18 protein-coding genes are annotated in these 19,697 nt (G+C 63.3%); all 18 read left to right on the top strand.

Annotation, left to right across the window (positions count from 1 at the left end; genetic code table 11):
• The first annotated feature begins 11 nt into the window (after positions 1 to 11).
• The 18 genes from AC097R_RS19115 (at position 12) to AC097R_RS19030 (ending at position 19,638) form a co-directional block, all read left to right on the top strand.
• Positions 12 to 941, top strand: a complete 930-nt coding sequence (locus AC097R_RS19115) for a 2-hydroxyacid dehydrogenase (protein WP_479599805.1) — start codon at positions 12 to 14, stop codon at positions 939 to 941.
• Between the two features lie 15 nt (positions 942 to 956).
• Positions 957 to 1,865, top strand: coding sequence for a hydroxymethylglutaryl-CoA lyase (locus AC097R_RS19110; protein ID WP_479599804.1), 909 nt, complete (start codon positions 957 to 959; stop codon positions 1,863 to 1,865).
• A 9-nt stretch (positions 1,866 to 1,874) separates the two neighbouring features.
• Positions 1,875 to 2,375, top strand: coding sequence for a YbaK/EbsC family protein (locus AC097R_RS19105; protein ID WP_479599803.1), 501 nt, complete (start codon positions 1,875 to 1,877; stop codon positions 2,373 to 2,375).
• Entirely contained in the window at positions 2,372 to 2,614 is a 243-nt protein-coding gene (locus AC097R_RS19100) for a DUF1289 domain-containing protein (RefSeq protein ID WP_479599802.1), read from the top strand. The genes AC097R_RS19105 and AC097R_RS19100 overlap by 4 nt, the downstream gene beginning before the upstream one ends.
• Positions 2,611 to 3,267 (top strand): 2-hydroxychromene-2-carboxylate isomerase, encoded by a 657-nt coding sequence (locus AC097R_RS19095; protein ID WP_479599801.1) that lies wholly within the window; start codon positions 2,611 to 2,613, stop codon positions 3,265 to 3,267. Before AC097R_RS19100 ends, AC097R_RS19095 begins: the two co-directional genes overlap by 4 nt.
• A 167-nt stretch (positions 3,268 to 3,434) precedes the next feature.
• Entirely contained in the window at positions 3,435 to 5,195 is a 1,761-nt protein-coding gene (locus AC097R_RS19090) for an MFS transporter (RefSeq protein ID WP_479599800.1), read from the top strand.
• A 95-nt stretch (positions 5,196 to 5,290) separates the two neighbouring features.
• Entirely contained in the window at positions 5,291 to 5,452 is a 162-nt protein-coding gene (locus AC097R_RS19085; protein ID WP_479599799.1) for a hypothetical protein, read from the top strand.
• A 67-nt stretch (positions 5,453 to 5,519) separates the two neighbouring features.
• Positions 5,520 to 5,996 carry a hypothetical protein gene (locus AC097R_RS19080; RefSeq protein ID WP_479599798.1) on the top strand — a complete coding sequence of 159 codons (477 nt, stop codon included), beginning with the start codon at positions 5,520 to 5,522 and terminating at the stop codon, positions 5,994 to 5,996.
• Between the two features lie 87 nt (positions 5,997 to 6,083).
• Positions 6,084 to 12,239, top strand: a complete 6,156-nt coding sequence (gene uvrA, locus AC097R_RS19075; protein ID WP_479599797.1) for an excinuclease ABC subunit UvrA — start codon at positions 6,084 to 6,086, stop codon at positions 12,237 to 12,239.
• Entirely contained in the window at positions 12,236 to 12,988 is a 753-nt protein-coding gene (locus tag AC097R_RS19070; RefSeq protein ID WP_479599796.1) for a hypothetical protein, read from the top strand. The genes uvrA and AC097R_RS19070 overlap by 4 nt, the downstream gene beginning before the upstream one ends.
• Positions 12,989 to 13,072: 84 nt before the next feature.
• A complete protein-coding gene (locus tag AC097R_RS19065; RefSeq protein ID WP_479599795.1) occupies positions 13,073 to 13,708 on the top strand; it encodes a DUF2239 family protein in 636 nt (211 codons plus the stop codon).
• A 12-nt stretch (positions 13,709 to 13,720) separates the two neighbouring features.
• On the top strand, positions 13,721 to 15,100 hold the full coding sequence (locus tag AC097R_RS19060; protein ID WP_479599794.1) for an MATE family efflux transporter: 1,380 nt from the start codon (positions 13,721 to 13,723) through the stop codon (positions 15,098 to 15,100).
• Positions 15,101 to 15,194: 94 nt separating this feature from the next.
• Positions 15,195 to 15,965, top strand: coding sequence for a MipA/OmpV family protein (locus AC097R_RS19055; protein ID WP_479599792.1), 771 nt, complete (start codon positions 15,195 to 15,197; stop codon positions 15,963 to 15,965).
• Positions 15,966 to 16,076: 111 nt separating this feature from the next.
• Positions 16,077 to 16,559 (top strand): Spy/CpxP family protein refolding chaperone, encoded by a 483-nt coding sequence (locus tag AC097R_RS19050; RefSeq protein ID WP_479599791.1) that lies wholly within the window; start codon positions 16,077 to 16,079, stop codon positions 16,557 to 16,559.
• Between the two features lie 6 nt (positions 16,560 to 16,565).
• Positions 16,566 to 16,865: a hypothetical protein gene (locus AC097R_RS19045; protein ID WP_479599789.1), complete on the top strand. Its 300-nt coding sequence runs from the start codon at positions 16,566 to 16,568 to the stop codon at positions 16,863 to 16,865.
• 5 nt (positions 16,866 to 16,870) lie between these two features.
• A complete protein-coding gene (locus tag AC097R_RS19040) occupies positions 16,871 to 17,566 on the top strand; it encodes a response regulator transcription factor (RefSeq protein ID WP_479599788.1) in 696 nt (231 codons plus the stop codon).
• A 23-nt stretch (positions 17,567 to 17,589) separates the two neighbouring features.
• Positions 17,590 to 18,921, top strand: a complete 1,332-nt coding sequence (locus AC097R_RS19035; protein ID WP_479599787.1) for a sensor histidine kinase — start codon at positions 17,590 to 17,592, stop codon at positions 18,919 to 18,921.
• Positions 18,922 to 18,924: 3 nt separating this feature from the next.
• Positions 18,925 to 19,638, top strand: coding sequence for an alpha/beta fold hydrolase (locus AC097R_RS19030; RefSeq protein WP_479599786.1), 714 nt, complete (start codon positions 18,925 to 18,927; stop codon positions 19,636 to 19,638).
• Positions 19,639 to 19,697 lie beyond the last annotated feature (59 nt).

The raw sequence follows: 19,697 nt of genomic DNA, 5'->3' as shown, positions 1-19,697 counted from the left end.
AGAATGGCCGCATGTCTTCTTTGAACGTTCTCTACTACTCGGCCGATATGGACGCGGCCTCCTGGATTCCCGGCCTGCAGGCGGCTTTGCCTGGGGCGTCGGTCACCCTGTGGGAGCCCGGCGCCCCCGCAGCGGACTATGCCGTGGTGTGGCGGCCGCCCCAACAATTGCTGGATGAGCAACCGGCCCTCAAAGCCATCTTCAACACCGGTGCGGGCGTGGATGCGCTGATGAAACTCAACCTTCCCCAAGGCGTGCCCGTGATCCGGTTGGATGACGCTGGCATGTCGGTGCAGATGGCTGAGTACGTGTGCCACACGCTGATCCGCCACTTCCGCGAATTCGATGGTTATGAGGCCGACATGGACCACGGCAAGTGGTCCTTCCGAAAGCCGCGTAGCCGACTGGACTACCCCGTGGGTGTGCTGGGCCTGGGTGTGTTGGGCGAGCGCGTGGCCAAGGCCGTGGCGCAGTTTGACTTCCCAGTGAACGGCTGGAGCCGCTCGCTCAAGGCGGTGCCCGGCATCCAGAGCTTTGCGGGCGCAGACCAACTGGACGCCTTTTTGGCCGCCAGCCGCGTGGTGGTGTGCCTGCTGCCACTCACGCCTGACACAGAAAACCTGCTGAACGCCGAGCGCTTGGCGAAGATCCGTACAGGCGGCTACCTCATCAACGTGGCGCGCGGCGCCCATGTGGTGGACGCGGACCTGCTCGCCGCCATCGACAGCGGCCACCTGGCCGGCGCCACGTTGGATGTGTTCCGCATCGAGCCGCTGCCCAAAGACCACCCGTTCTGGGCGCACCCCAAAATTACCCTCACGCCGCACACTTCCGCCCGCACGTTGCGCAGCGAGAGCATTGCTCAAATCGCCTTCAAGATCGGCGCGCTGCAGCGCGGCGAGGCCGTGGCGGGCCGCGTGGATGCGGTGCGCGGCTACTGAACCCGGAGACTCCCCATGGCATACCCCTCCCAAGTCAAGATCATCGATGTAGGCCCGCGCGACGGTCTGCAGAACGAGAAGCAACCCGTGCCCGCGGCCATCAAGGTGGAGCTGGTGCATCGCCTGCAGGATGCGGGGCTCAAGGACATTGAAGTCACCAGCTTTGTGTCCCCCAAATGGGTGCCACAGATGGCCGACAACGCCGAGGTGATGGCGGGTATCCAGCGCAAGCCGGGCGTGCGCTACTCGGTGCTCACGCCCAATATGCAGGGCTTTGATGCGGCCGTGCTGTCCCGGCCCGACGAGATCGTGGTGTTTGGCGCGGCCAGCGAGGCCTTCAGCCAGAAAAACATCAACTGCTCGATCGAAGAAAGCATTGAGCGCTTCCGCCCCGTGGCGGCTGCGGCCAAGGCGGCGGGCATTGCGGTGCGCGGCGCCATCTCCTGCGCCGTGGGCTGCCCGTACGAGGGCGAGATTGCGCCCGAGCGCGTGGCCCTGGTGGCACGCCTCATGAAGGACATTGGCGTCGAACATGTGGGCGTGGCCGACACCATTGGCGTGGGCACGCCGGTGAAGGTGCAGCGCGCGCTGGACGCGGCGCTGCAGCACTACAGCGTGGACCAGGTGTCCGGCCACTTCCACGACACCTATGGCATGGCGCTGGCCAACACGCTGGTGAGCCTGGAGATGGGCATCTGGCATTTCGACACCTCGTCCGCCGGCCTGGGCGGCTGCCCCTATGCCAAGGGTGCCACGGGCAACGTGGCCACCGAGGACGTGGTTTACCTGCTGCACGGCATGGGCATTGACACCGGCATTGACCTGGACAAGCTCATCGACGCCGGCAAGTTCATCAGCGACTTCCTGGTGCGCAAGCCGCATTCGCGTGCGGCCAATGCGCTGCTGACCAAGCGCCTGGGCTAGGGGCCAAGCATGTGTGGCGCTGAACTGTCTGCCCTGCCCGAAGGGGTGCAACGCGTGGCGGCTGCCCTGCAGGCGCAGAACCACCCGCATGGCCCGGTGATGCTGGACGGCGCGGCGCGCACCGCCCAGCAGGCGGCCGATGCGCTGGGCATTGCGGTGGGGCAGATTGCCAAGAGCATCATCTTCCGCCGCCTCGCCGACGACGTGGCCGTGCTGGTTGTCACCTCGGGTGACCGGCGGGTGGACGAGGCCAAGGTGGCCGCGCTGGTGGGGCCGCTGGGCCGTGCCAACGCCGCATTTGTCAAAGAGCGCACCGGGTTTTCGATTGGTGGGGTCAGCCCCATCGCTCACGCCACGCCCAGCGTGACGCTGATTGACCAGGATCTGTTTCGTTTTGACGAGGTGTGGGCCGCCGCAGGCCACCCGCATGGCGTGTTCAAGCTGGCGCCCCAGGATTTGCTGACCCTGGCCAACGCGCCGGTGGCCGACGTGGTGGAGGTGCCGGCATGAGTGCTATCAAAAGGCTAGCTACCCGCGCACTTTCCATAGGGGCTACAGCCGAAAATGTGCCTTCACCGTGCAGCTCGGTCTGCCGCATGGGCCCCAGCACCGGGCTGTGCGAAGGCTGTTTTCGCACGCTGGACGAGATCCGCGACTGGAGCGCCAGCACCGACGCGACCAAACAGGCTGTGTGGACGGCCATCGCCCAGCGCATCGCTGTGGCGCACCCCCAGGAGTTCCCCGCATGAAACAGATCACCTTCTACCTGGACTTCATCTCGCCCTACGCCTACCTGGCGTTTGAAGAGTTGCCGCTGGCGTTGCTAGGGCTGAGCTACCGCGTGACCTACAAGCCTGTGTTTTTGGGGGCGCTGCTCAAGCACAACGCGATGCTGGGCCCGGCCGAAGTGCCACCCAAGCGCCACTGGATTTACCGCCATGTGCAGTGGCTGGCCCACACCAAGGGCGTGGCGCTGGACATGCCGGCTTTGCATCCCTTCAACCCGCTGGGCCTGCTGCGCTTGGCCGTGGCCACGGATGCCGCTGGCCTGCCCAACCGCTATGTGTGCGAGACCCTGTTCCACCACGTCTGGCAAGGCGGCGCCGATGCCGCGGATGCCCAGCGCCTGGCCACGCTCACGCAGGCACTGACACCGGTGCAAGACCCGGCCGGTGCCGAGGTCAAGGCGCAGCTCAAGGCGCATGCGGACCAGGCCATTGCGGCCGGTGTGTTTGGGGTGCCTGCGTTTGAGGTGGATGGCAAAGTGTTCTGGGGGGTGGACGGGCTGCCCATGCTGCGCGCCTACCTCGATGGCGATGCCTGGTTCACCGACAGCGACGCTGACAGCCGCTGGAATGGGGTGCACGCCCATCCCTCGGGAATACCCTTGCGCGCTGGCTAAATTGCCGTGATGTGAAATGACCCTACAGGGTTAGACCTTAATCTGTCAGAGCCTAGTCAGTTTCGCGCAAGCCAGCGTTGGTTTCGCGTCAGAGCAGGGTCAGTGCTTACTCCAAGAATACGGCAAGCCTTCATGTCGGGGGCTGTACAACGATTGGAGACAAACACATGGCAACAACCGCCCCACGGCCGATGTCTGCGGAAGAGAAGAAAGTTATCTTCGCTTCCTCACTCGGCACCGTTTTTGAGTGGTACGACTTCTACCTGTACGGTTCTTTGGCAGCCATCATTGCCAAGCAATTCTTCAGTGGTCTGGACGAAGGCTCTGCCTTCATTTTTGCGCTGTTGGCGTTTGCTGCCGGCTTCATCGTGCGCCCCTTCGGTGCCATTTTCTTCGGCCGTTTGGGCGACATGATCGGTCGCAAGTACACCTTCCTGGTGACCATCCTGATCATGGGTTTGTCCACTTTCATCGTGGGTATCTTGCCCAACTACGCCTCGATTGGCGTGGCCGCTCCCGTGATCCTGATTGCCCTGCGCTTGCTGCAGGGTCTGGCGCTCGGTGGTGAGTACGGCGGTGCTGCAACGTACGTGGCGGAGCACGCACCGCACGGCAAGCGTGGTGCCTACACCTCCTGGATCCAGACCACAGCGACCTTGGGCCTGTTCCTGTCACTGATCGTGATTCTGGGTACACGCACGGCGATAGGCGAAGAGGCCTTTGCTGACTGGGGCTGGCGCATTCCGTTCATCGTGTCCATCCTGCTGTTGGGCGTGTCGGTCTACATTCGTTTGAGCATGAACGAATCGCCTGCCTTCACCAAGATGAAGGCCGAAGGCAAGACCTCCAAGGCGCCTCTGTCCGAGTCCTTCGGCCAGTGGAAGAACCTGAAGATCGTGATCCTGGCCCTGATCGGCTTGACCGCCGGCCAGGCCGTGGTCTGGTACTCCGGCCAGTTCTATGCCTTGTTCTTCCTGACCCAGGCGTTGAAGGTGGATGGTCCTACGGCCAACATCTTTGTGGCCGTGTCCCTGATCCTCGGCACACCGTTCTTTGTGATCTTCGGCTCCCTGTCTGACAAGATTGGCCGCAAGTGGATCATTTTGGGTGGTTGCGCATTGGCAGTAGTAACTTACTTCCCCGTGTTCACCGCACTGACCAAGGCTGCCAACCCTGACCTGGCCGCTGCACAAGCCGCTGCCAAGGTGACGGTCACTGCCGATCCTGCAGAGTGCTCCTTCCAGTTCAACCCCACTGGTACCAAGAAGTTCACTTCGACCTGTGACATTGCCAAGCAACGTTTGGCCAGCGCCTCCGTGTCGTATGACAACGTGGTGGCCGCAGCCGGTACGCCTGCTGTGATCAAGGTGGGTGAAACCGTGGTGAATGTGAAGTACAGCGCTGAAGACATCGCTGCTGCCAAGGCCAAGGCCGACGCCAAGCTGGCTGAGGTGTCTGCCGCCAACCCGGTGGATGAGAAGGCTGTCGCTGCTGCCAAGAAGTCGGTTGCCGACCTGGGCAACGAGAAGACTGCTGGCCCCACTTTGCTGGGTGCCAACCTGGGCGCGGCGCTGAAGGCCGCCGGCTACCCCACCAAGGCTGATCCAGCCAAAGTGGACAAGGTCATGGTGATCGTTCTGCTGACCTACCTGGTGCTGCTGGTGACCATGGTGTACGGCCCCATTGCCGCCATGCTGGTGGAAATGTTCCCCACACGTATCCGTTACACCTCCATGAGCCTGCCGTACCACATCGGTAACGGCTGGTTCGGCGGCTTGTTGCCCACTACTGCGTTCGCTATCGTGGCGCAGACCGGCAATATGTACAACGGCCTGTGGTACCCCATCATCATTGCGGGTGCAACCGTCGTCATCGGTGCCTTGTTCATCAAGGAAACCAAGGACGTGGACATTTACGCGAACGACTAAGTTGTTCGATTGACATTGAGTTAACGCCCCGGCCCTTCTGGCCGGGGCAATTTCCAAGCCCTCCTTGTGGGGGCTTTTTTTTTGAAAGAAATAGTATGTGGAAAATTGCAGTGGGTTTTGTGGTGTTTGCCGCAGTGGCCCTGTTCATCCTGAGCAAGGGTGGCGACATCGATATGAGTGGCGAGAAGCACGGCACCGAGGCCACGCACGCTGACGCCCCCGCCGCACCGGCCGCGGCCGCCAGCGCCGCCAAGTAGGGTTTACGTGAGGGGACAAACGCCACAAGCGCCCGCAAAACCCGGGCACGGACCCTAAAATGCCCGCATGAAATATGCAAAGACGGAGTCGGGGCAACAGGCGTTCAAGGAGCGCTCGCCCCTCTTCTCTGCAAAACAGCGCTCCACCTTCATCTTGTTCGACGGCAACAAGACGCTGGAACAGGTGTTGGCGGCCACCGCCGGCATGGGCGTAGTCGAAGCCGACGTGCAGCACATGGTGGAGCAGGGCTTTCTGGCGGAAGTCGCCCAGGCAGAGCCTGCACCAGCGGCCTCGGCCGAGATGATTCAAGACGCGGAAGACGCCGCAACGCCCCCCAGCAACCGCACCGCACAAGAGCGCTACAGCGATGCCAAGCCCATTGCCACCAAGCTCACCGCGGGCATGGGGCTGCGTGGTTTTCGTCTAAACCTGGCCGTGGAGTCTGCCGCGGGGTTTGACGACCTGTTGGTTTTGTTGCCCAAGATCCAGGAGGCCTTGGGCTCCAAAGCCTGCCGCGAATTGGAGCGCGCCCTGAAAGCGTAAGCAAAGGTATTTGCCAATTCCCCTCGACCCTGCCGGGCGGGGAAACCTCCCTAGAATGTCTCTCCTCCTCCAGAAGAGCATTCACTTATGTCCCAGGGAACCATCCGCATTCGCGGAGCGCGGCAGCACAACCTCAAGAACCTTGACCTGGACATTCGCACGGGCGAATTGACCGTAGTCACCGGGCCCAGCGGCTCGGGCAAGTCCAGCTTGGTGTTTGACACGCTCTACGCCGAAGGCCAGCGCCGTTACGTAGAAACCTTCAGCGCCTACGCGCGCCAGTTTCTGGACCGCATGGACAAGCCCGCTGTAGACAAGGTGGAGGGCGTGCCCCCGGCCATCGCCATCGACCAGACCAACCCCGTGCGCTCCAGCCGCTCCACCGTGGGCACGATGACGGAGCTCAACGACCACCTGAAGCTGCTGTTCTCCCGTGCCGGCAACCTGTTCGACAAAGACACGGCGCTGCCGGTGCAGCACGATACGCCCGAGACGATTTACGCCGAGCTGGTGCGCCGTGCGGTGGAAGCCTCGGGCCCTCGCCTGGTGCTGACGTTTCCGGTCGAGTTGCCTGCCACTACCACCCAAGAGGAAGTGACGCAGTGGCTCAGTGCCAGCGGTTTCACGCGGGTGCAGGCGGAGCGCGAGGTGGGTACGGTCAGCGGTCCGCGCAAGGTGCTCGATGTGGTGGCAGACCGCTTTCGCATTGACGGCGTGGAGAAGGCCCGCGTGCTGGAAGCCATTGAAGTCGCTTTGAAGCGCGGTAGCGGTCGGTTGAACGTTTATGTGTTAAATGAGGCTGCAGCCCCCGTAGACATTGCGCCAGCTGCTCCTGAAACTGTAGCGGCTGCGGCGCCCACGCTGTGGCGCTTCTCCACCGGCCTGCATTGCCCGCAAAGTGATCTGCGCTACACGGACCCGATTGCGTCCATGTTCAGCTTCAACTCCGCCGTGGGTGCCTGTGAAGCCTGCCGTGGCTTTGGCCGCGTCGTGGGGGTCGACTACGGGCTGGTGATTCCGAACGACAAGCTGACCCTGCGTGCGGGCGCCGTGAAACCTATGCAAACCCCCGCCTGGCAAGAGTGCCAGGACGACCTGATGCGCCATGCCGAGGCTGCTGGCATCCCACGCGATACACCTTGGTACAAATTAACCGAGGAGCAGAAGAACTGGGTCTACAAGGGCTCGCCCCACTGGAACGGCAAGTGGAACCAGCATTGGTTCGGTGTGGACCGCTTCTTTGAGTACCTGGAGAGCAAGGCCTACAAGATGCACATCCGCGTGCTCTTGTCCAAGTACCGCAGCTACACGCCATGTGGCACCTGTGGCGGTGCACGGCTGAAGACGGAGAGCCTGCTGTGGCGCATTGGCACCAAAGCACAGGCAGATGCCGTGTTGCCGCCATCCAAGCGCTTTATGCCCCAAGGCGTGAAGTGGACGCGCGCCCAGCTGGAGGCTTTGCCCGGGCTGTGTCTGCACGACATGATGCTGATGTCACTGGACAAGCTGAAGCGCTTTTTTGATTCGCTGCAGGTGCAGCTGGATACCCCCAACTCCGCGTTGTCAGCGGTGGCAACGTCCGAAGCCGAGCAGAAGACGCTCAAGCTTCTCTTTGAAGAAGTCGGCACACGCCTGAAGTACCTGTGCGACGTCGGCATTGGCTACCTCACGCTGGATCGCCAGAGCCGCACGCTCAGCGGCGGCGAAGTGCAGCGTATCAACCTGACCACGGCGCTGGGCACCTCGCTCGTTAACACCCTGTTTGTGCTCGACGAGCCCAGCATCGGCCTGCACCCGCGCGACATGAACCGCATCATCGTGGCCATGCAGCGCCTGCGCGATGCGGGCAATACGCTGGTGGTGGTCGAGCATGACCCGGCCGTGATGCTGGCCGCCGACCGCATGATCGACATGGGCCCCGGCCCGGGCGAGAAGGGCGGGCAGATTGTGTTCGACGGCACGACCGAAGCCCTGAAGGGTGCGGACACCATGACCGGTGCCTACCTGGGCGGCCGCAAGCAGGTGGGCATGGGTTTCAAGCGGATGGTGGCACCCAACACGCCGCGCCTGATTCTGGAAGGCGTGACCGAGCACAACCTGAAAAATGTGTCGGTGGAAATTCCGCTGCAACGCCTGGTCTGCGTGACCGGCGTGTCGGGCTCGGGCAAGTCCACGCTGATTCAGGACGTGCTGGCACCTGCGTTGCTGCGCCACTTTGGCAAGGCCACCGAGACACCCGGCGCACATACACGCCTGCTGGGTGCCGAGCAACTCAGCGAAGTGGTGTTTGTGGACCAGTCGCCCATCGGCAAGACCGCGCGCTCCAACCCCGTGAGCTATGTCGGCGCGTGGGACGCGATCCGCGAGCTGTTTGCAGGCGCGGCCCTGTCCAAGGAACGCAGCTACACGGCCAGCAAGTTCAGCTTCAACAGCGGCGATGGCCGTTGCCCGACCTGTGGTGGCTCGGGCTTTGAGCACGTGGAGATGCAGTTTCTGAGCGACGTGTACTTGCGCTGCCCGGACTGCGATGGCAAGCGCTACCGGCCCGAGATTCTGGAGGTGACGATTGAGCGCGGTACCGCAGGGCCCTCCGGTAGCCGCCGCCATGTGAACGTGGCCGATGTGCTGGACCTGACGGTCAGCGAAGCGGCCGACCTGTTCAGCGCAGACCGCGATGTGATCCGCGTGCTGCAACCCATTGTGGATGTGGGGCTGGAGTATGTGAAGCTGGGGCAACCCGTGCCTACGCTGTCGGGTGGTGAGGCGCAGCGCCTCAAGCTGGCCGGTTTTCTGGCGGAAGCCGCCAAGACCAGCAGTGCCAGCCGGCAGTTGGTGGCCAAGCGTGGTTCGCTGTTCATGCTGGACGAGCCCACCACGGGCCTGCACTTTGACGACATTGCCAAGCTGATGCGTGCGTTGCGCAAGCTGCTCGATGCGGGCCATTCGCTGGTGGTGATTGAGCACAACCTGGATGTGATTCGGGCTTCCGATTGGTTGATTGATTTGGGGCCTGAGGGAGGGGATGCCGGTGGCGAGGTGGTGGCGTATGGCACGCCAGAAGATTTGCTGCTGCATGCAACTTCGCATACGGGCAAGGCGCTGCGGGAGTATGCGGCGGCTATGGGGGTGGTGCATGAGGTGGCGGAGTCCTCTGCTGTGTACTCTTCACTTGCTGCGGCGGATGGGCTTGCGCCCAGTGCCTCATCTACTCGCTTCGCGATTAGCAAATCGGCACCGGGCACAAGCCCATCCACCTCCGAGGGCGGGCTCGCCTCCGGCATCGACACGTCGAATTCCATTCGCATCGTCAATGCCAAGGAACACAACCTGAAGTCACTGTCGGTGGACATTCCGCGTGGCAAGTTCAGTGTGGTGACGGGGGTGTCCGGGTCGGGCAAGTCCACGTTGGCGTTTGACATTCTGTTCAACGAAGGGCAGCGCCGTTATCTGGAGTCGCTCAACGCCTACGCGCGTTCCATCGTGCAGCCTGCGGGGCGGCCTGAGGTGGATGCGGTATATGGCATTCCGCCTACGGTGGCGATTGAGCAGCGGCTCTCGCGCGGCGGGCGTAAGTCCACCGTGGGTACGACCACGGAGGTCTGGCACTTCTTGCGCCTGCTGTACGTGAAGCTGGGCACGCAGCATTGCTACAAGGACGGCGCGGCGGTGGAGCCGCAGTCGGCAGACAGCATTGCTGCGCAGCTGCTGAAGAACTACCGTGGCCAACATATTGGGCTGCTGGCGCCGCTGGTCCAAGGCCGCAAGGGCGTGTACACCGAATTGGCAGACTGGGCGCGGCCGCGCGGCTATACGCATCTTCGCGTGGACGGCAACTTCCTGCCCACCACCAGCTTTCCGCGTATCGACCGATTCAAGGAACACAACATCGAGCTGCCGGTGGCGAGCCTGGATGTGACGCCCTCCAACGAGCCCGCGCTGCGCCAGGCGCTGGCCGATGCGCTCACGCATGGCAAGGGTGTGGTTTATGTGCTGAGCGACATCGATGGCCTGCGCGAGGCCATGGTGGCCGGCTCGCCTGCGGCGGGCATTGGCAAGGTGCAGGTGTTTTCCACCAAGCGCGCCTGCCCGGTGTGTTCCACCTCGTATGCCGAGTTGGATCCGCGCCTGTTCTCCTACAACAGCAAGCATGGCTGGTGCCCGGACTGCGTGGGCACCGGTGTTGCGCTGACCAAAGAGCAGCGCAAAGTGTTTGATGACTCCGTGAAGGACGACGACAACAAAGGCCGCGAGCAGACCTTTGCCGAGGCCGACATTGAAGACCTGCACGACGCGACTTGCCCTACCTGTAGCGGCACGCGCCTGAACGCCACCGCGCGCAACGTGAAGTTCGCTAATGTGGGTATCACCGACATTGCGCGCCTGAGCGTGACCGATGTGCGCAAGTGGGTGCAGACGCTGCAAGTGGCGGGTGGCATGACCACGCGCGAGGGTGACATTGCGCGCGACTTGGTGCCCGAGATCAAGAGCCGGCTGGAGTTTTTAGAAGAGGTCGGCCTGGGCTATCTGACGCTGGACCGTGGTGCGCCCACGCTCTCTGGTGGCGAGGCACAGCGCATCCGTCTGGCCGCGCAGTTGGGCAGCAATCTGCAAGGCGTGTGCTACGTGCTGGACGAGCCCACCATTGGTCTGCATGCGCGGGACAACAAGATTTTGCTGGGTGCCCTGCAGTCCTTAAGCGACAAGGGCAACACGCTGGTGGTGGTGGAGCATGACGAAGACACGATTCGCCATGCGGACCACATCATCGACATTGGTCCCAGCGCGGGCAAGCGCGGTGGGCGACTGGTGGCGCAGGGGTCGATTGAAGACGTGCAAAACGCAGCCGAGTCGCAGACCGGGCGTTACCTCTTGCATGCGATGAAACACCCCTTGGCCTTGCGCCGCTCGGTGTTTGCATTCGGTTCCGCCGATGACCTAGCCTCCCGCGCTGCGGCGGACGCCGAGGTGGCAGAGGGTGTAGCGACCAAACCAGCGAAGAAGTTGAGCGCCAAAGCGGCCAAGGCCGCGGTGGTGGCTGCGAATCTGGTTGCTAGTGCCAACGCCAATGCCGAGTTGGCGGACCGCACGCGTGTGGCGGCGGAGTACGCGGCCCTGGCCGATCGCTCCATGGCCAAGCTGTCGGTTGCTGCGGCCGGCGGCACCGCACCGCTGCTGGCGAAGATCGATTGGCTGACCGTCAAAGGCGCCAACCTGCACAACCTGCAAAACGTCACCGCCCACGTGCCCCTCAAGCGCCTGGTTGCCATCACTGGCGTCAGCGGCTCCGGCAAGTCCACGCTGGCGCGCGACGTGCTGTTGACCAACGTGCAGGTGGCCGTGCAGAAGCGCAGCACCAAGGCCGGCCGTGATGCGCTGGACGCGGGTGAAAAAATCCAATGGACGGGTTGCGAAGGCGTGGAAGGTTTCGAGACCGTGGACCGCGTGCTCGAAGTGGACCAAACACCCATTGGCAAAACACCACGCAGCTGCCCGGCCACCTACATCGGTTTCTGGGACACCATTCGCAAACTCTTTGCCGACACGCTGGAAGCCAAGGCGCGCGGCTATGCGTCCAACCGCTTTAGCTTCAACACCGGCGAAGGTCGCTGCCCCAGCTGCGAAGGGCAGGGCATCCGCACCATCGGCATGAGCTTTTTGCCCGATGTGAAAGTGCTGTGCGAAACCTGCAAGGGCGCCCGTTTCAACCCCGAGACACTGGCGGTGACCTGGCGCGGCAAAAATATTGGCGATGTGCTGCAGATGGAAGTGGACGAGGCGGTGGACTTCTTCGCCGCCATGCCCGTCATCGCCCACCCGCTGCAACTGCTGAAGGACGTGGGTCTGGGCTACCTCACGCTGGGCCAACCGTCACCTACCCTGAGTGGTGGCGAAGCCCAGCGCATCAAGCTGGTGACCGAACTCAGCAAAGTGCGCGACGATGTGGGCAAGCGCGGCAACAAGGCGCCGCACACGTTGTATGTGCTGGACGAGCCCACCGTGGGCCTGCACATGGCTGATGTGGAAAAACTCATCCATGTGCTGCACCGCTTGGTGAATGGCGGCCATAGCGTGGTGGTCATTGAGCACGACCTGGACGTCATCGCCGAAGCCGACTGGGTCATTGATCTGGGCCCGGACGGTGGCAACGGCGGCGGCCGTGTGGTGGCAGCTGCCAACCCCGAAGCAGTCGTGCAACTGGGTACCCATACGGGCAAGGCGCTGGAGGCGGTGTTGGCGCGATGAAGAGCGTGCGTCAACGTCTTCTGAAGCTAAGAGCCTTTGGCTTGATCGGATTTGCGCTGGCTGGTGTGCTGTTTTCTGCGGCTTGCTCAAAGGGTGGCAAGGACTCGCCTCCGGCAGCGGTTTCGCAGGGTGTTGAAAAAGTCGCACCCAAGGTCTGTATGGATGACTCTGAACTAAGCGCTTTCGGAACGCGCTTCGCGCGAAAGGATGTTTGGGACAAATTGCCTGATACCAAGACGCTAGGCGAAACCTTTGGGGACTACGCTTTGCAAGCAGTGGAGGTCACCAAGTTCGGCGTGATGGGTAGCTTAGGGTGGCACGAAGGCCCCAATGTTTGTGTTCAACATCGCGATGGCAAATTGTGGGCACAAGTGCTTGGCGCTGGAGATGCCAAGTGGGAAGGCCCTTTCATTGCGATCGACGCAAAGAGCGGTTTCGAGAGAGCCTATTTCAACCGTGTTTTTGGTGAGTCTTGCTACAAGACGGCGGATGCCGAGCAATGGTGCTTTGGTGACGGCACGATTCAAATTGGACAGCGTGTGCTGCAGGCGAAGATGCTTCTGGACCTAAGTGAGATGCCAGATTACGGCATCCCTGTCAGCGTTGAAGGCGAGCCCGTGGGATTCTGGATGTTTGTTCCTGTGCAGGGTGGATGGCATGTATTCAAAGATGAGGTCGTGACTCAAGAGGGCCATGTGGATATCGACCCTGAGCGATTCCCACCTTGGCGTGTACTCATGCCTAAGTAGCCAACGTTCGCGAAGGCGTCATGGCAGTTGCACTTTTAATTTACCCGGATATAATTTGCCAATCAATTAAATCCGGATAAATTTATGACATGGTTAGAGATGCCGTCTACGGCATTCGAAGGCAGCCGCTGCATTGCCAGTGGCACGTTGCGAGAGGTGGCATTGGCCACCAAGCCTGTGGTCGATGCTTGGGCCAGCAGCATCAGCCCGCCGCCCATCCTGATCTTTGAGGATGCGAGCAGCGAGGTGATCGAGCTGGACTGGCGCGGCACGTTGGCCGACTTTGCGGCACGGTTGGCCGCGCTTGACCCGGTGATGACCCAGGCCATGCCACCAGCGCCCGTGGAAGAGCCGCCTGCGGCGGCCGATGCACCGCGTGGACCAGGCAGGCCCAAGCTGGGCGTGTCGGCGCGTGAAGTCACGCTGTTGCCGCGCCATTGGGAATGGCTGGCGCGCCAGCCCGGCGGTGCCTCGGTTGCACTGCGCAAGCTGGTGGAAACCGCACGCCTGGCGTCTGAGACCAAGGACCGCGTGCGCCACGGCGGCGCCGTGACCTACAAATTCATGTCCACCATGGCCGGGCACGAGCCCGGCTTTGAAGAGGCCAGCCGTGCGCTGTTTGCCGGCGACCAAGCGGGCTTTGCTGCGCGCGTGGCGGCCTGGCCTGCCGATGTGCAGGCGCACCTGCTCAAAATATCAACCCACGCCTTTGCAGCGTGACCAGGGAGTCTTATGACCACAACCACAAGCACCCCCCCGCTGCGGACAGCAGCACCCCCCGCGCTCTGGAAAGGCTACCTGGCCTTTCTCGTGCCCATGATCATCAGCAACATCCTGCAGGCGCTGTCCGGCACGGTGAATAACATTTACCTGGGCCAGATGCTGGGCGTGAAGGCCATGGCGGCGGTGTCGGCGTTCTTTCCGGTGCTGTTCTTTTTGATTGCTTTCATGATCGGCCTGGGTGCAGGTGCCTCGGTGCTCATCGGCCAGGCGTGGGGCGCAAAAGAGCCTGAGCGTGTGCGCGCCATCACCGGCACTACGCTGACGGTGGGTATCTACTTCGGATTGTTTGTGGCGGTGTTTGGTGGCACGTTCACCGAATTCATCTTGCGCGGACTGGGCACACCGGCCGACATCCTGCCCGACGCCGTGGCCTATGCACGTATCAGCATGATCGCGGCGCCTGGCATCTTCGTCTTCCTGCTCATCACCTCCATGATGCGCGGCGTGGGTGACACCAAGACACCCCTCAAAACGCTGATCATTTCCACCGTGGTGGGGCTGGTGGTCACGCCGGCGCTGATCCAGGGCTGGTTGGGCCTGCCGCGCCTGGGCGTGTCCAGCGGCGCGTGGGCCTCTGTCCTGTCGTTCTTGATGGCGATTGCCTGGACCGCATGGCACATGCTGCGTGTGAACCATGCGATGGCCCCCAACGCGGCGTTCAGAAAACATCTACGCGTGGACCGCGCCATTCTGGCCAAGGTGCTGCGCATTGGCCTGCCTACCGGTTTGTCCATGATCACCATCTCGGTGGCTGAAATCGCTGTGCTGTTCCTCGTGAACCGTTTTGGGTCGCAGGCCACGGCCGCTTATGGGGCGGTGAACCAGATCGTGTCGTATGTGCAGTTTCCGGCGTTCTCGATTGCCATTGCGGCGTCCATTCTGGGGGCGCAGTCCATCGGTGCTGGGCGCACCCACCTGCTGGGTCAGATCGCCCGCACGGGGATCGTGTTGAACCTGCTGCTGACGGGCGCCTTGGTGCTGGTGTGCTACGTGTTTTCGCGCAGCATGCTGGGGTGGTTCATTACCGATATGGCGGTGGTGGATTTGGCCCAGACCCTGCTGCACGTCATGCTGTGGAGCGTCGTGATCATGGGCATGTCGATGGTGCTGTCCGGTCTGATGCGTGCCAGCGGCGTGGTGCTGTGGCCCACCGCCATCAGCATGTTTGCCATTGCCTGCGTCGAGGTGCCCGCGGCCTGGGTGCTGAGCCAGCGCTACGGTCTGAACGGTATCTGGGCGGCATACCCCATCACCTTCCTCGTGATGCTGGGCATGCAGACCGCCTACTACCGCTTGGTGTGGCGCAAGAAGCCCATCCGCCGCCTCTGAGCGCGTGAAATAAACCGATACAAACCGAAACTGCCCTGACACCCCGTGCCGGGCGGTGGCGGGCACCATCGCCTTCTTTTCTGAAAGTTTCCCCATGTTCCTCCGTGTATCCACCGTGCCCCTGTCGGCGCTGGCGTTGGCCAGTGCTGCGTTCATGCCCCTAGCCCACGCCCAACAGGCACCGAAAGACGGTGGCCGTGTTGGCCTGGCCGCCATTGGCACCTACGAGTACTCGGGCTCGGACGAAACGCGCAACCTGGTGTTGCCCGTGCTCGACTACGAGTGGGCCAACGGCTGGTTTGCCGGCTTCAACGGCGTGGGCCGCCAGTGGACCACGGGTGACCTGCAATACGGCGCCAAGCTCACCGTGGACCTTGGCCGGGAAGAGGGCCGCAGCACCGCACTGCGCGGGCTGGGCAATGTGGACCCCAGTGCCGAGCTGGGTGGCTTTGTGCGCTACGCCCTGGGCGGTGGTGTCGCCGCCAAGACCGGCCTGCGCGCAGGCTCTGGCGTGGGCAACAAGGGCGCGCTGTGGGATGTGGGGCTGGAGTTCGGCCGCCCGCTAGGTGCGGACTGGCGCGTGGGCGCCGGGCTGACGGTCACCTATGCCAACAGCGACTACCTGCAGTCCTACTACGGCGTGACACCCGCGCAGGCTGCCGCCAGTGGCTATGCGGTGTACACCCCCTCCGCCGGCCTGCGCGATGTGACGGCCAGGGTCTCGCTCACCTATCTGTTCACGCCGCGTGTGGCACTCACCGGCGTGCTCAGCCACACCAGCTTGATGGGCGATGCCAAAGACGCGCCCATGGTCCGTCGCACCAGTGCCGCGACGGGCTTGGTGGCATTGACGTACGCGTTCTAGGCCGCGACATAAAGCGAAACAAATCGCAACTGCCCTGACACCCTGTATCAGGCCTGCGCCGGCACCATTGCAGTCATCTTCAACACATCCTTCGGGATTCGAAAGGTCAGCATGAAACACTTCTTCCGCAGCACCCTTAAACGTACCCTCATCGGCGCACTGGGCGCCACCCTGCTTATCGGTGGCTTGTCCGCTTGCGGCCACCGTCCGCATGACTACGGCAGCAACATGAGTGCCGAGCAGTACGCACAAAAGCGCGACAAGATGGTCGACAAGGCCGCCAGCAAACTGGACCTGAACGAAGACCAGAAGAAGCGCCTGGCCACGCTGGGCGACAAGCTGTTTGAGCAGCGCACTGCGCTGATTGGCCAGACAAAAGACCCGCGTGCCGAGATCAAGGCCCTGGTGGCGGGCGACAAGTTTGACGCTGCCCGCGCCCAGACCCTGATCAACGACAAGACCGCAGCCGTGCAGGCCAAGAGCCCCGAGGTGATTGCCGCACTGGCCGATTTCTACAACAGCCTGAACCCTGCCCAGCAGCAAAAAGTGCGCGACTACATGGATGGTCGGGGTCACTGGTTCAACCGCGGATAAGCCACCATGGCCACAACTACCTTGAACGCGCTGGTGGCTCCGCTGCGGGCCTATGGCGCAGTGCTGTTCGAAGGATACGAGGAACCCCACGCCGAAGTGATGGCGCTGGTGTGGGGCCCGCGCTTTGACCGCGAGCACGCCCACACCCTGCTGGAGCGTCGCCCCGGTTACGTGCCGCAGGTGCTGCACACCGTGCAAAGTGCTGCCGACCAGTTTGACCAGCTGGCCGCCGAAGAGCAGCGGCGCGTGCGCCAACTGATCCTGCGCCACCGCAGCCGGTGGGACAATGCGCAGGCCACCCAATAACGCCTATGCACCGCATCCTGCTGATTGACGACGACACCCAACTGGGCCCGCCCCTGGCCGCCTACTTCGCGCGCTTTGACATGGTGCTGGAATGCGCCCTCAAGCCCAGCGAAGGGCTGGCTCGGCTGGCGCAGGGCGGGGTGGACGCTGCCATCCTCGATGTGATGCTGCCTGAGATGGATGGCTTCTCGCTGTGCCGCGCCATCCGCAAGGACAGCGACATTCCCATCATCATGCTCACCGCGCGTGGCGAGGTGATGGACCGTGTGGTGGGGCTGGAGCTGGGCGCGGACGACTATGTGCCCAAACCCTTCGAGCCGCGTGAGCTGGTAGCCCGGGTGCAAACCGTGCTGCGCCGCCGCCTGCCTGCAGTGGCCAAGCCGGTGGCGACGGACGCCAACACGTTTGTTTTCAACGGCCTGGTGGTCAACGGCACCACCCGCACCGTGCAGCGCCAGGGCGAGGCGGTGGACCTGACCAGCACCGAATTTGATTTTTTGTACTTGCTGGCGCGCGAGCCCGGCAAAGTGTTCAGCCGCGACGACATCCTGAACCAGCTGCGCGGCCATGAGGCCGAGCTCTACACCCGCGCGGTGGACATTGTGGTGAGCCGCCTGCGCAAGAAGCTGGAGCCGCTGGACTGCATCAAGACCCTGCGCAACGCGGGCTACACGCTGGCTCTGGCGGGCGCGGCCCCATGAGGCTTCACGGTTTCAAGGCGTGCATGCGCGCCAGCCGCCGCGCCAAAAAGGCGCTGGCCCATTCGCTGCGCGTACGCCTGGTGGCCATGTTTGTGCTGCTGGCCATGGCTATGGCCGCGTGCTTTCTGTTCGGCATGCAGTCGGCTTTGTCGGTGGGCTGGCGCGATGCGGCCAAACCTCTGGTGGTGGACTACATCGACAAGCTGGCCGCTGACATCGGCAATCCGCCCAGCATTGAGCGCGCACAGTCGCTGACGCAACGTTTGCCCCTCAGCGTGCGCATCAGTGGCCCGAATGTGAACTGGCGCAGCCATGTGGAATCCGAATACGGCCACGGCTGGATGGACGACAAACGCAGCCAGAGCGACGAGCTGCGCTTTTACGAGCGCACCACGGCCGACGGCCACCGCATCCAGTTTGGCGTGAGCGTGCAGGCCTGGCACGACCGGCCGCGCTTCATTGGCTGGGCCACGTTGGCTATTTTGCTGAGCCTTACCGCACTGGCCTATGTGCGCGTGCGCCGCATGCTGCGCCCGCTGGACGACATCCGCGCCGGCGCCCTGCGCTTCGGCCAGGGCGATTTTTCGCAGAAGATTGTGGTGCGCCACTTCCACCACCCCGATGAGCTGGGCGAACTGGCCCACACCATCAACACCATGGGCTCAGACATCCACCAGATGCTGGAGGCCAAGCGCACGCTGCTGCTAGCCATCAGCCACGAACTGCGCAGCCCGCTGACCCGCGCCCGCCTGAACACTGAGCTGCTACCCGAAACCGCCGAGGTGCAGCCCAGCCGCGAAGCCCTGCTGCGCGACCTGGCGCTGATGCGCGACCTGGTAACCGACCTGCTGGAAAGCGAACGCCTGGCCAACCCCCATGCGGCCCTGTACCGCGAGCCGGTGAACCTGGCCGCCCTGGTGCACGACGTGGTGTGCGAGCTGCAAGTGGCCCACGCCGCCGCACCCCATATCACCGTGGATGTGCAGGCCGGCTTGCCCAGCATGGCGCTGGACCCCACGCGCATCCGCCTGCTGGTGCGCAACCTGCTGGACAACGCATTGCGCCACAGCACCGGCGAGCCCGCCGCGCCGCAACTCAGCGTGCAGCGCCAGCCCAACGGCAGCATCGCCATCACCGTGCGCGACCACGGCCCCGGCGTGGCGGAGGCCCAATTGCCCAACCTGGGCCAACCGTTCTACCGGCCTGACGCCGCCCGCACCCGCGAAGGCGGTGGCGTTGGCTTGGGCCTGTACCTGTGTCGTCTGGTGGCGCAGGCGCATGGCGGAACCTTTGCCGTGCGCAACGCGCTGCCCGGGCTGGAAGTGCAGGTGGTCTTGCCAGACGCTACAGTCTGAGGCATGACCGACACCACCCTGGTTCTTCTCCCTGGCCTGATGTGTGACGCAGCGGTGTGGGCGCCGCAGGTGCAGGCGCTCGCATCCCACGCCACTTGCCATGTGCCGTCGTGGGGGCCGCTGGATACCCTCACCGCCATGGCCGAGCATGTGCTGGCCACCGCACCCGCGCGCACCTTTGTGCTGGCCGGCCACAGCATGGGCGGGCGTGTGGCGCTGGAAGTCATGCGCATGGCGCCCCAGCGCGTGGAGCGCCTGGCCCTGCTGGACACGGGCACGCCTGCATTGGCCGCAGGTGCAGCTGGCGCCAAAGAAAAGGACGGCCGCATGGCCCTGCTGGCGCTGGCACAAAGCCGCGGCATGCGCGCCATGGGCGCGCAGTGGGCCAGTGGCATGGTGCACCCCAGCGTGCTTGGCACCGCCTTGTTTGAACGAATTCTGGACATGCTGGAGCGCAGCAGCCCCGCGCAGTTCGCCGCCCAGATCCACGCGCTGCTGAACCGGCCTGACGCTGCGCCAGTGCTGCCCACCATCACTTGCCCCACGCTGGTCCTCACCGGCCGCGAAGACCTCTGGAGCCCACCCATCCAACACGAGGCAATCGCCAACACCATTCCCGGCGCCCAGCTGTGCATCGTGGATCAGTGCGGCCACATGAGCACCATGGAGCAGCCGGAGGCGGTGAACGCGGCGTTTGTCGCTTGGCTGGCAAGTTAAGGTGCTATTAAAAGAGAAGCTGCTGGCGCAATGAAGACGCGGGCTAGAGGCCAATTTGA

The sequence above is a fragment of the Rhodoferax sp. ZS1R25 genome (genome assembly GCF_056521335.1).
The sequence above is the reverse complement of the archived record's forward strand: the minus strand, read 5'-3'. Positions and strand labels throughout refer to the sequence as shown.

Coding starts and splice junctions, on each gene's coding strand:
- AC097R_RS19050 (WP_479599791.1), top strand. CDS start 16,077: ATGAAACACTTCTTCCGCAGCACCCTTAAACGTACCCTCATCGGCGCA.
- uvrA (WP_479599797.1), top strand. CDS start 6,084: ATGTCCCAGGGAACCATCCGCATTCGCGGAGCGCGGCAGCACAACCTC.
- AC097R_RS19085 (WP_479599799.1), top strand. CDS start 5,291: ATGTGGAAAATTGCAGTGGGTTTTGTGGTGTTTGCCGCAGTGGCCCTG.
- AC097R_RS19110 (WP_479599804.1), top strand. CDS start 957: ATGGCATACCCCTCCCAAGTCAAGATCATCGATGTAGGCCCGCGCGAC.
- AC097R_RS19080 (WP_479599798.1), top strand. CDS start 5,520: ATGAAATATGCAAAGACGGAGTCGGGGCAACAGGCGTTCAAGGAGCGC.
- AC097R_RS19100 (WP_479599802.1), top strand. CDS start 2,372: ATGAGTGCTATCAAAAGGCTAGCTACCCGCGCACTTTCCATAGGGGCT.
- AC097R_RS19035 (WP_479599787.1), top strand. CDS start 17,590: ATGCGCGCCAGCCGCCGCGCCAAAAAGGCGCTGGCCCATTCGCTGCGC.
- AC097R_RS19065 (WP_479599795.1), top strand. CDS start 13,073: ATGACATGGTTAGAGATGCCGTCTACGGCATTCGAAGGCAGCCGCTGC.
- AC097R_RS19030 (WP_479599786.1), top strand. CDS start 18,925: ATGACCGACACCACCCTGGTTCTTCTCCCTGGCCTGATGTGTGACGCA.
- AC097R_RS19095 (WP_479599801.1), top strand. CDS start 2,611: ATGAAACAGATCACCTTCTACCTGGACTTCATCTCGCCCTACGCCTAC.
- AC097R_RS19060 (WP_479599794.1), top strand. CDS start 13,721: ATGACCACAACCACAAGCACCCCCCCGCTGCGGACAGCAGCACCCCCC.
- AC097R_RS19070 (WP_479599796.1), top strand. CDS start 12,236: ATGAAGAGCGTGCGTCAACGTCTTCTGAAGCTAAGAGCCTTTGGCTTG.
- AC097R_RS19090 (WP_479599800.1), top strand. CDS start 3,435: ATGGCAACAACCGCCCCACGGCCGATGTCTGCGGAAGAGAAGAAAGTT.
- AC097R_RS19105 (WP_479599803.1), top strand. CDS start 1,875: ATGTGTGGCGCTGAACTGTCTGCCCTGCCCGAAGGGGTGCAACGCGTG.
- AC097R_RS19045 (WP_479599789.1), top strand. CDS start 16,566: ATGGCCACAACTACCTTGAACGCGCTGGTGGCTCCGCTGCGGGCCTAT.
- AC097R_RS19040 (WP_479599788.1), top strand. CDS start 16,871: ATGCACCGCATCCTGCTGATTGACGACGACACCCAACTGGGCCCGCCC.
- AC097R_RS19055 (WP_479599792.1), top strand. CDS start 15,195: ATGTTCCTCCGTGTATCCACCGTGCCCCTGTCGGCGCTGGCGTTGGCC.
- AC097R_RS19115 (WP_479599805.1), top strand. CDS start 12: ATGTCTTCTTTGAACGTTCTCTACTACTCGGCCGATATGGACGCGGCC.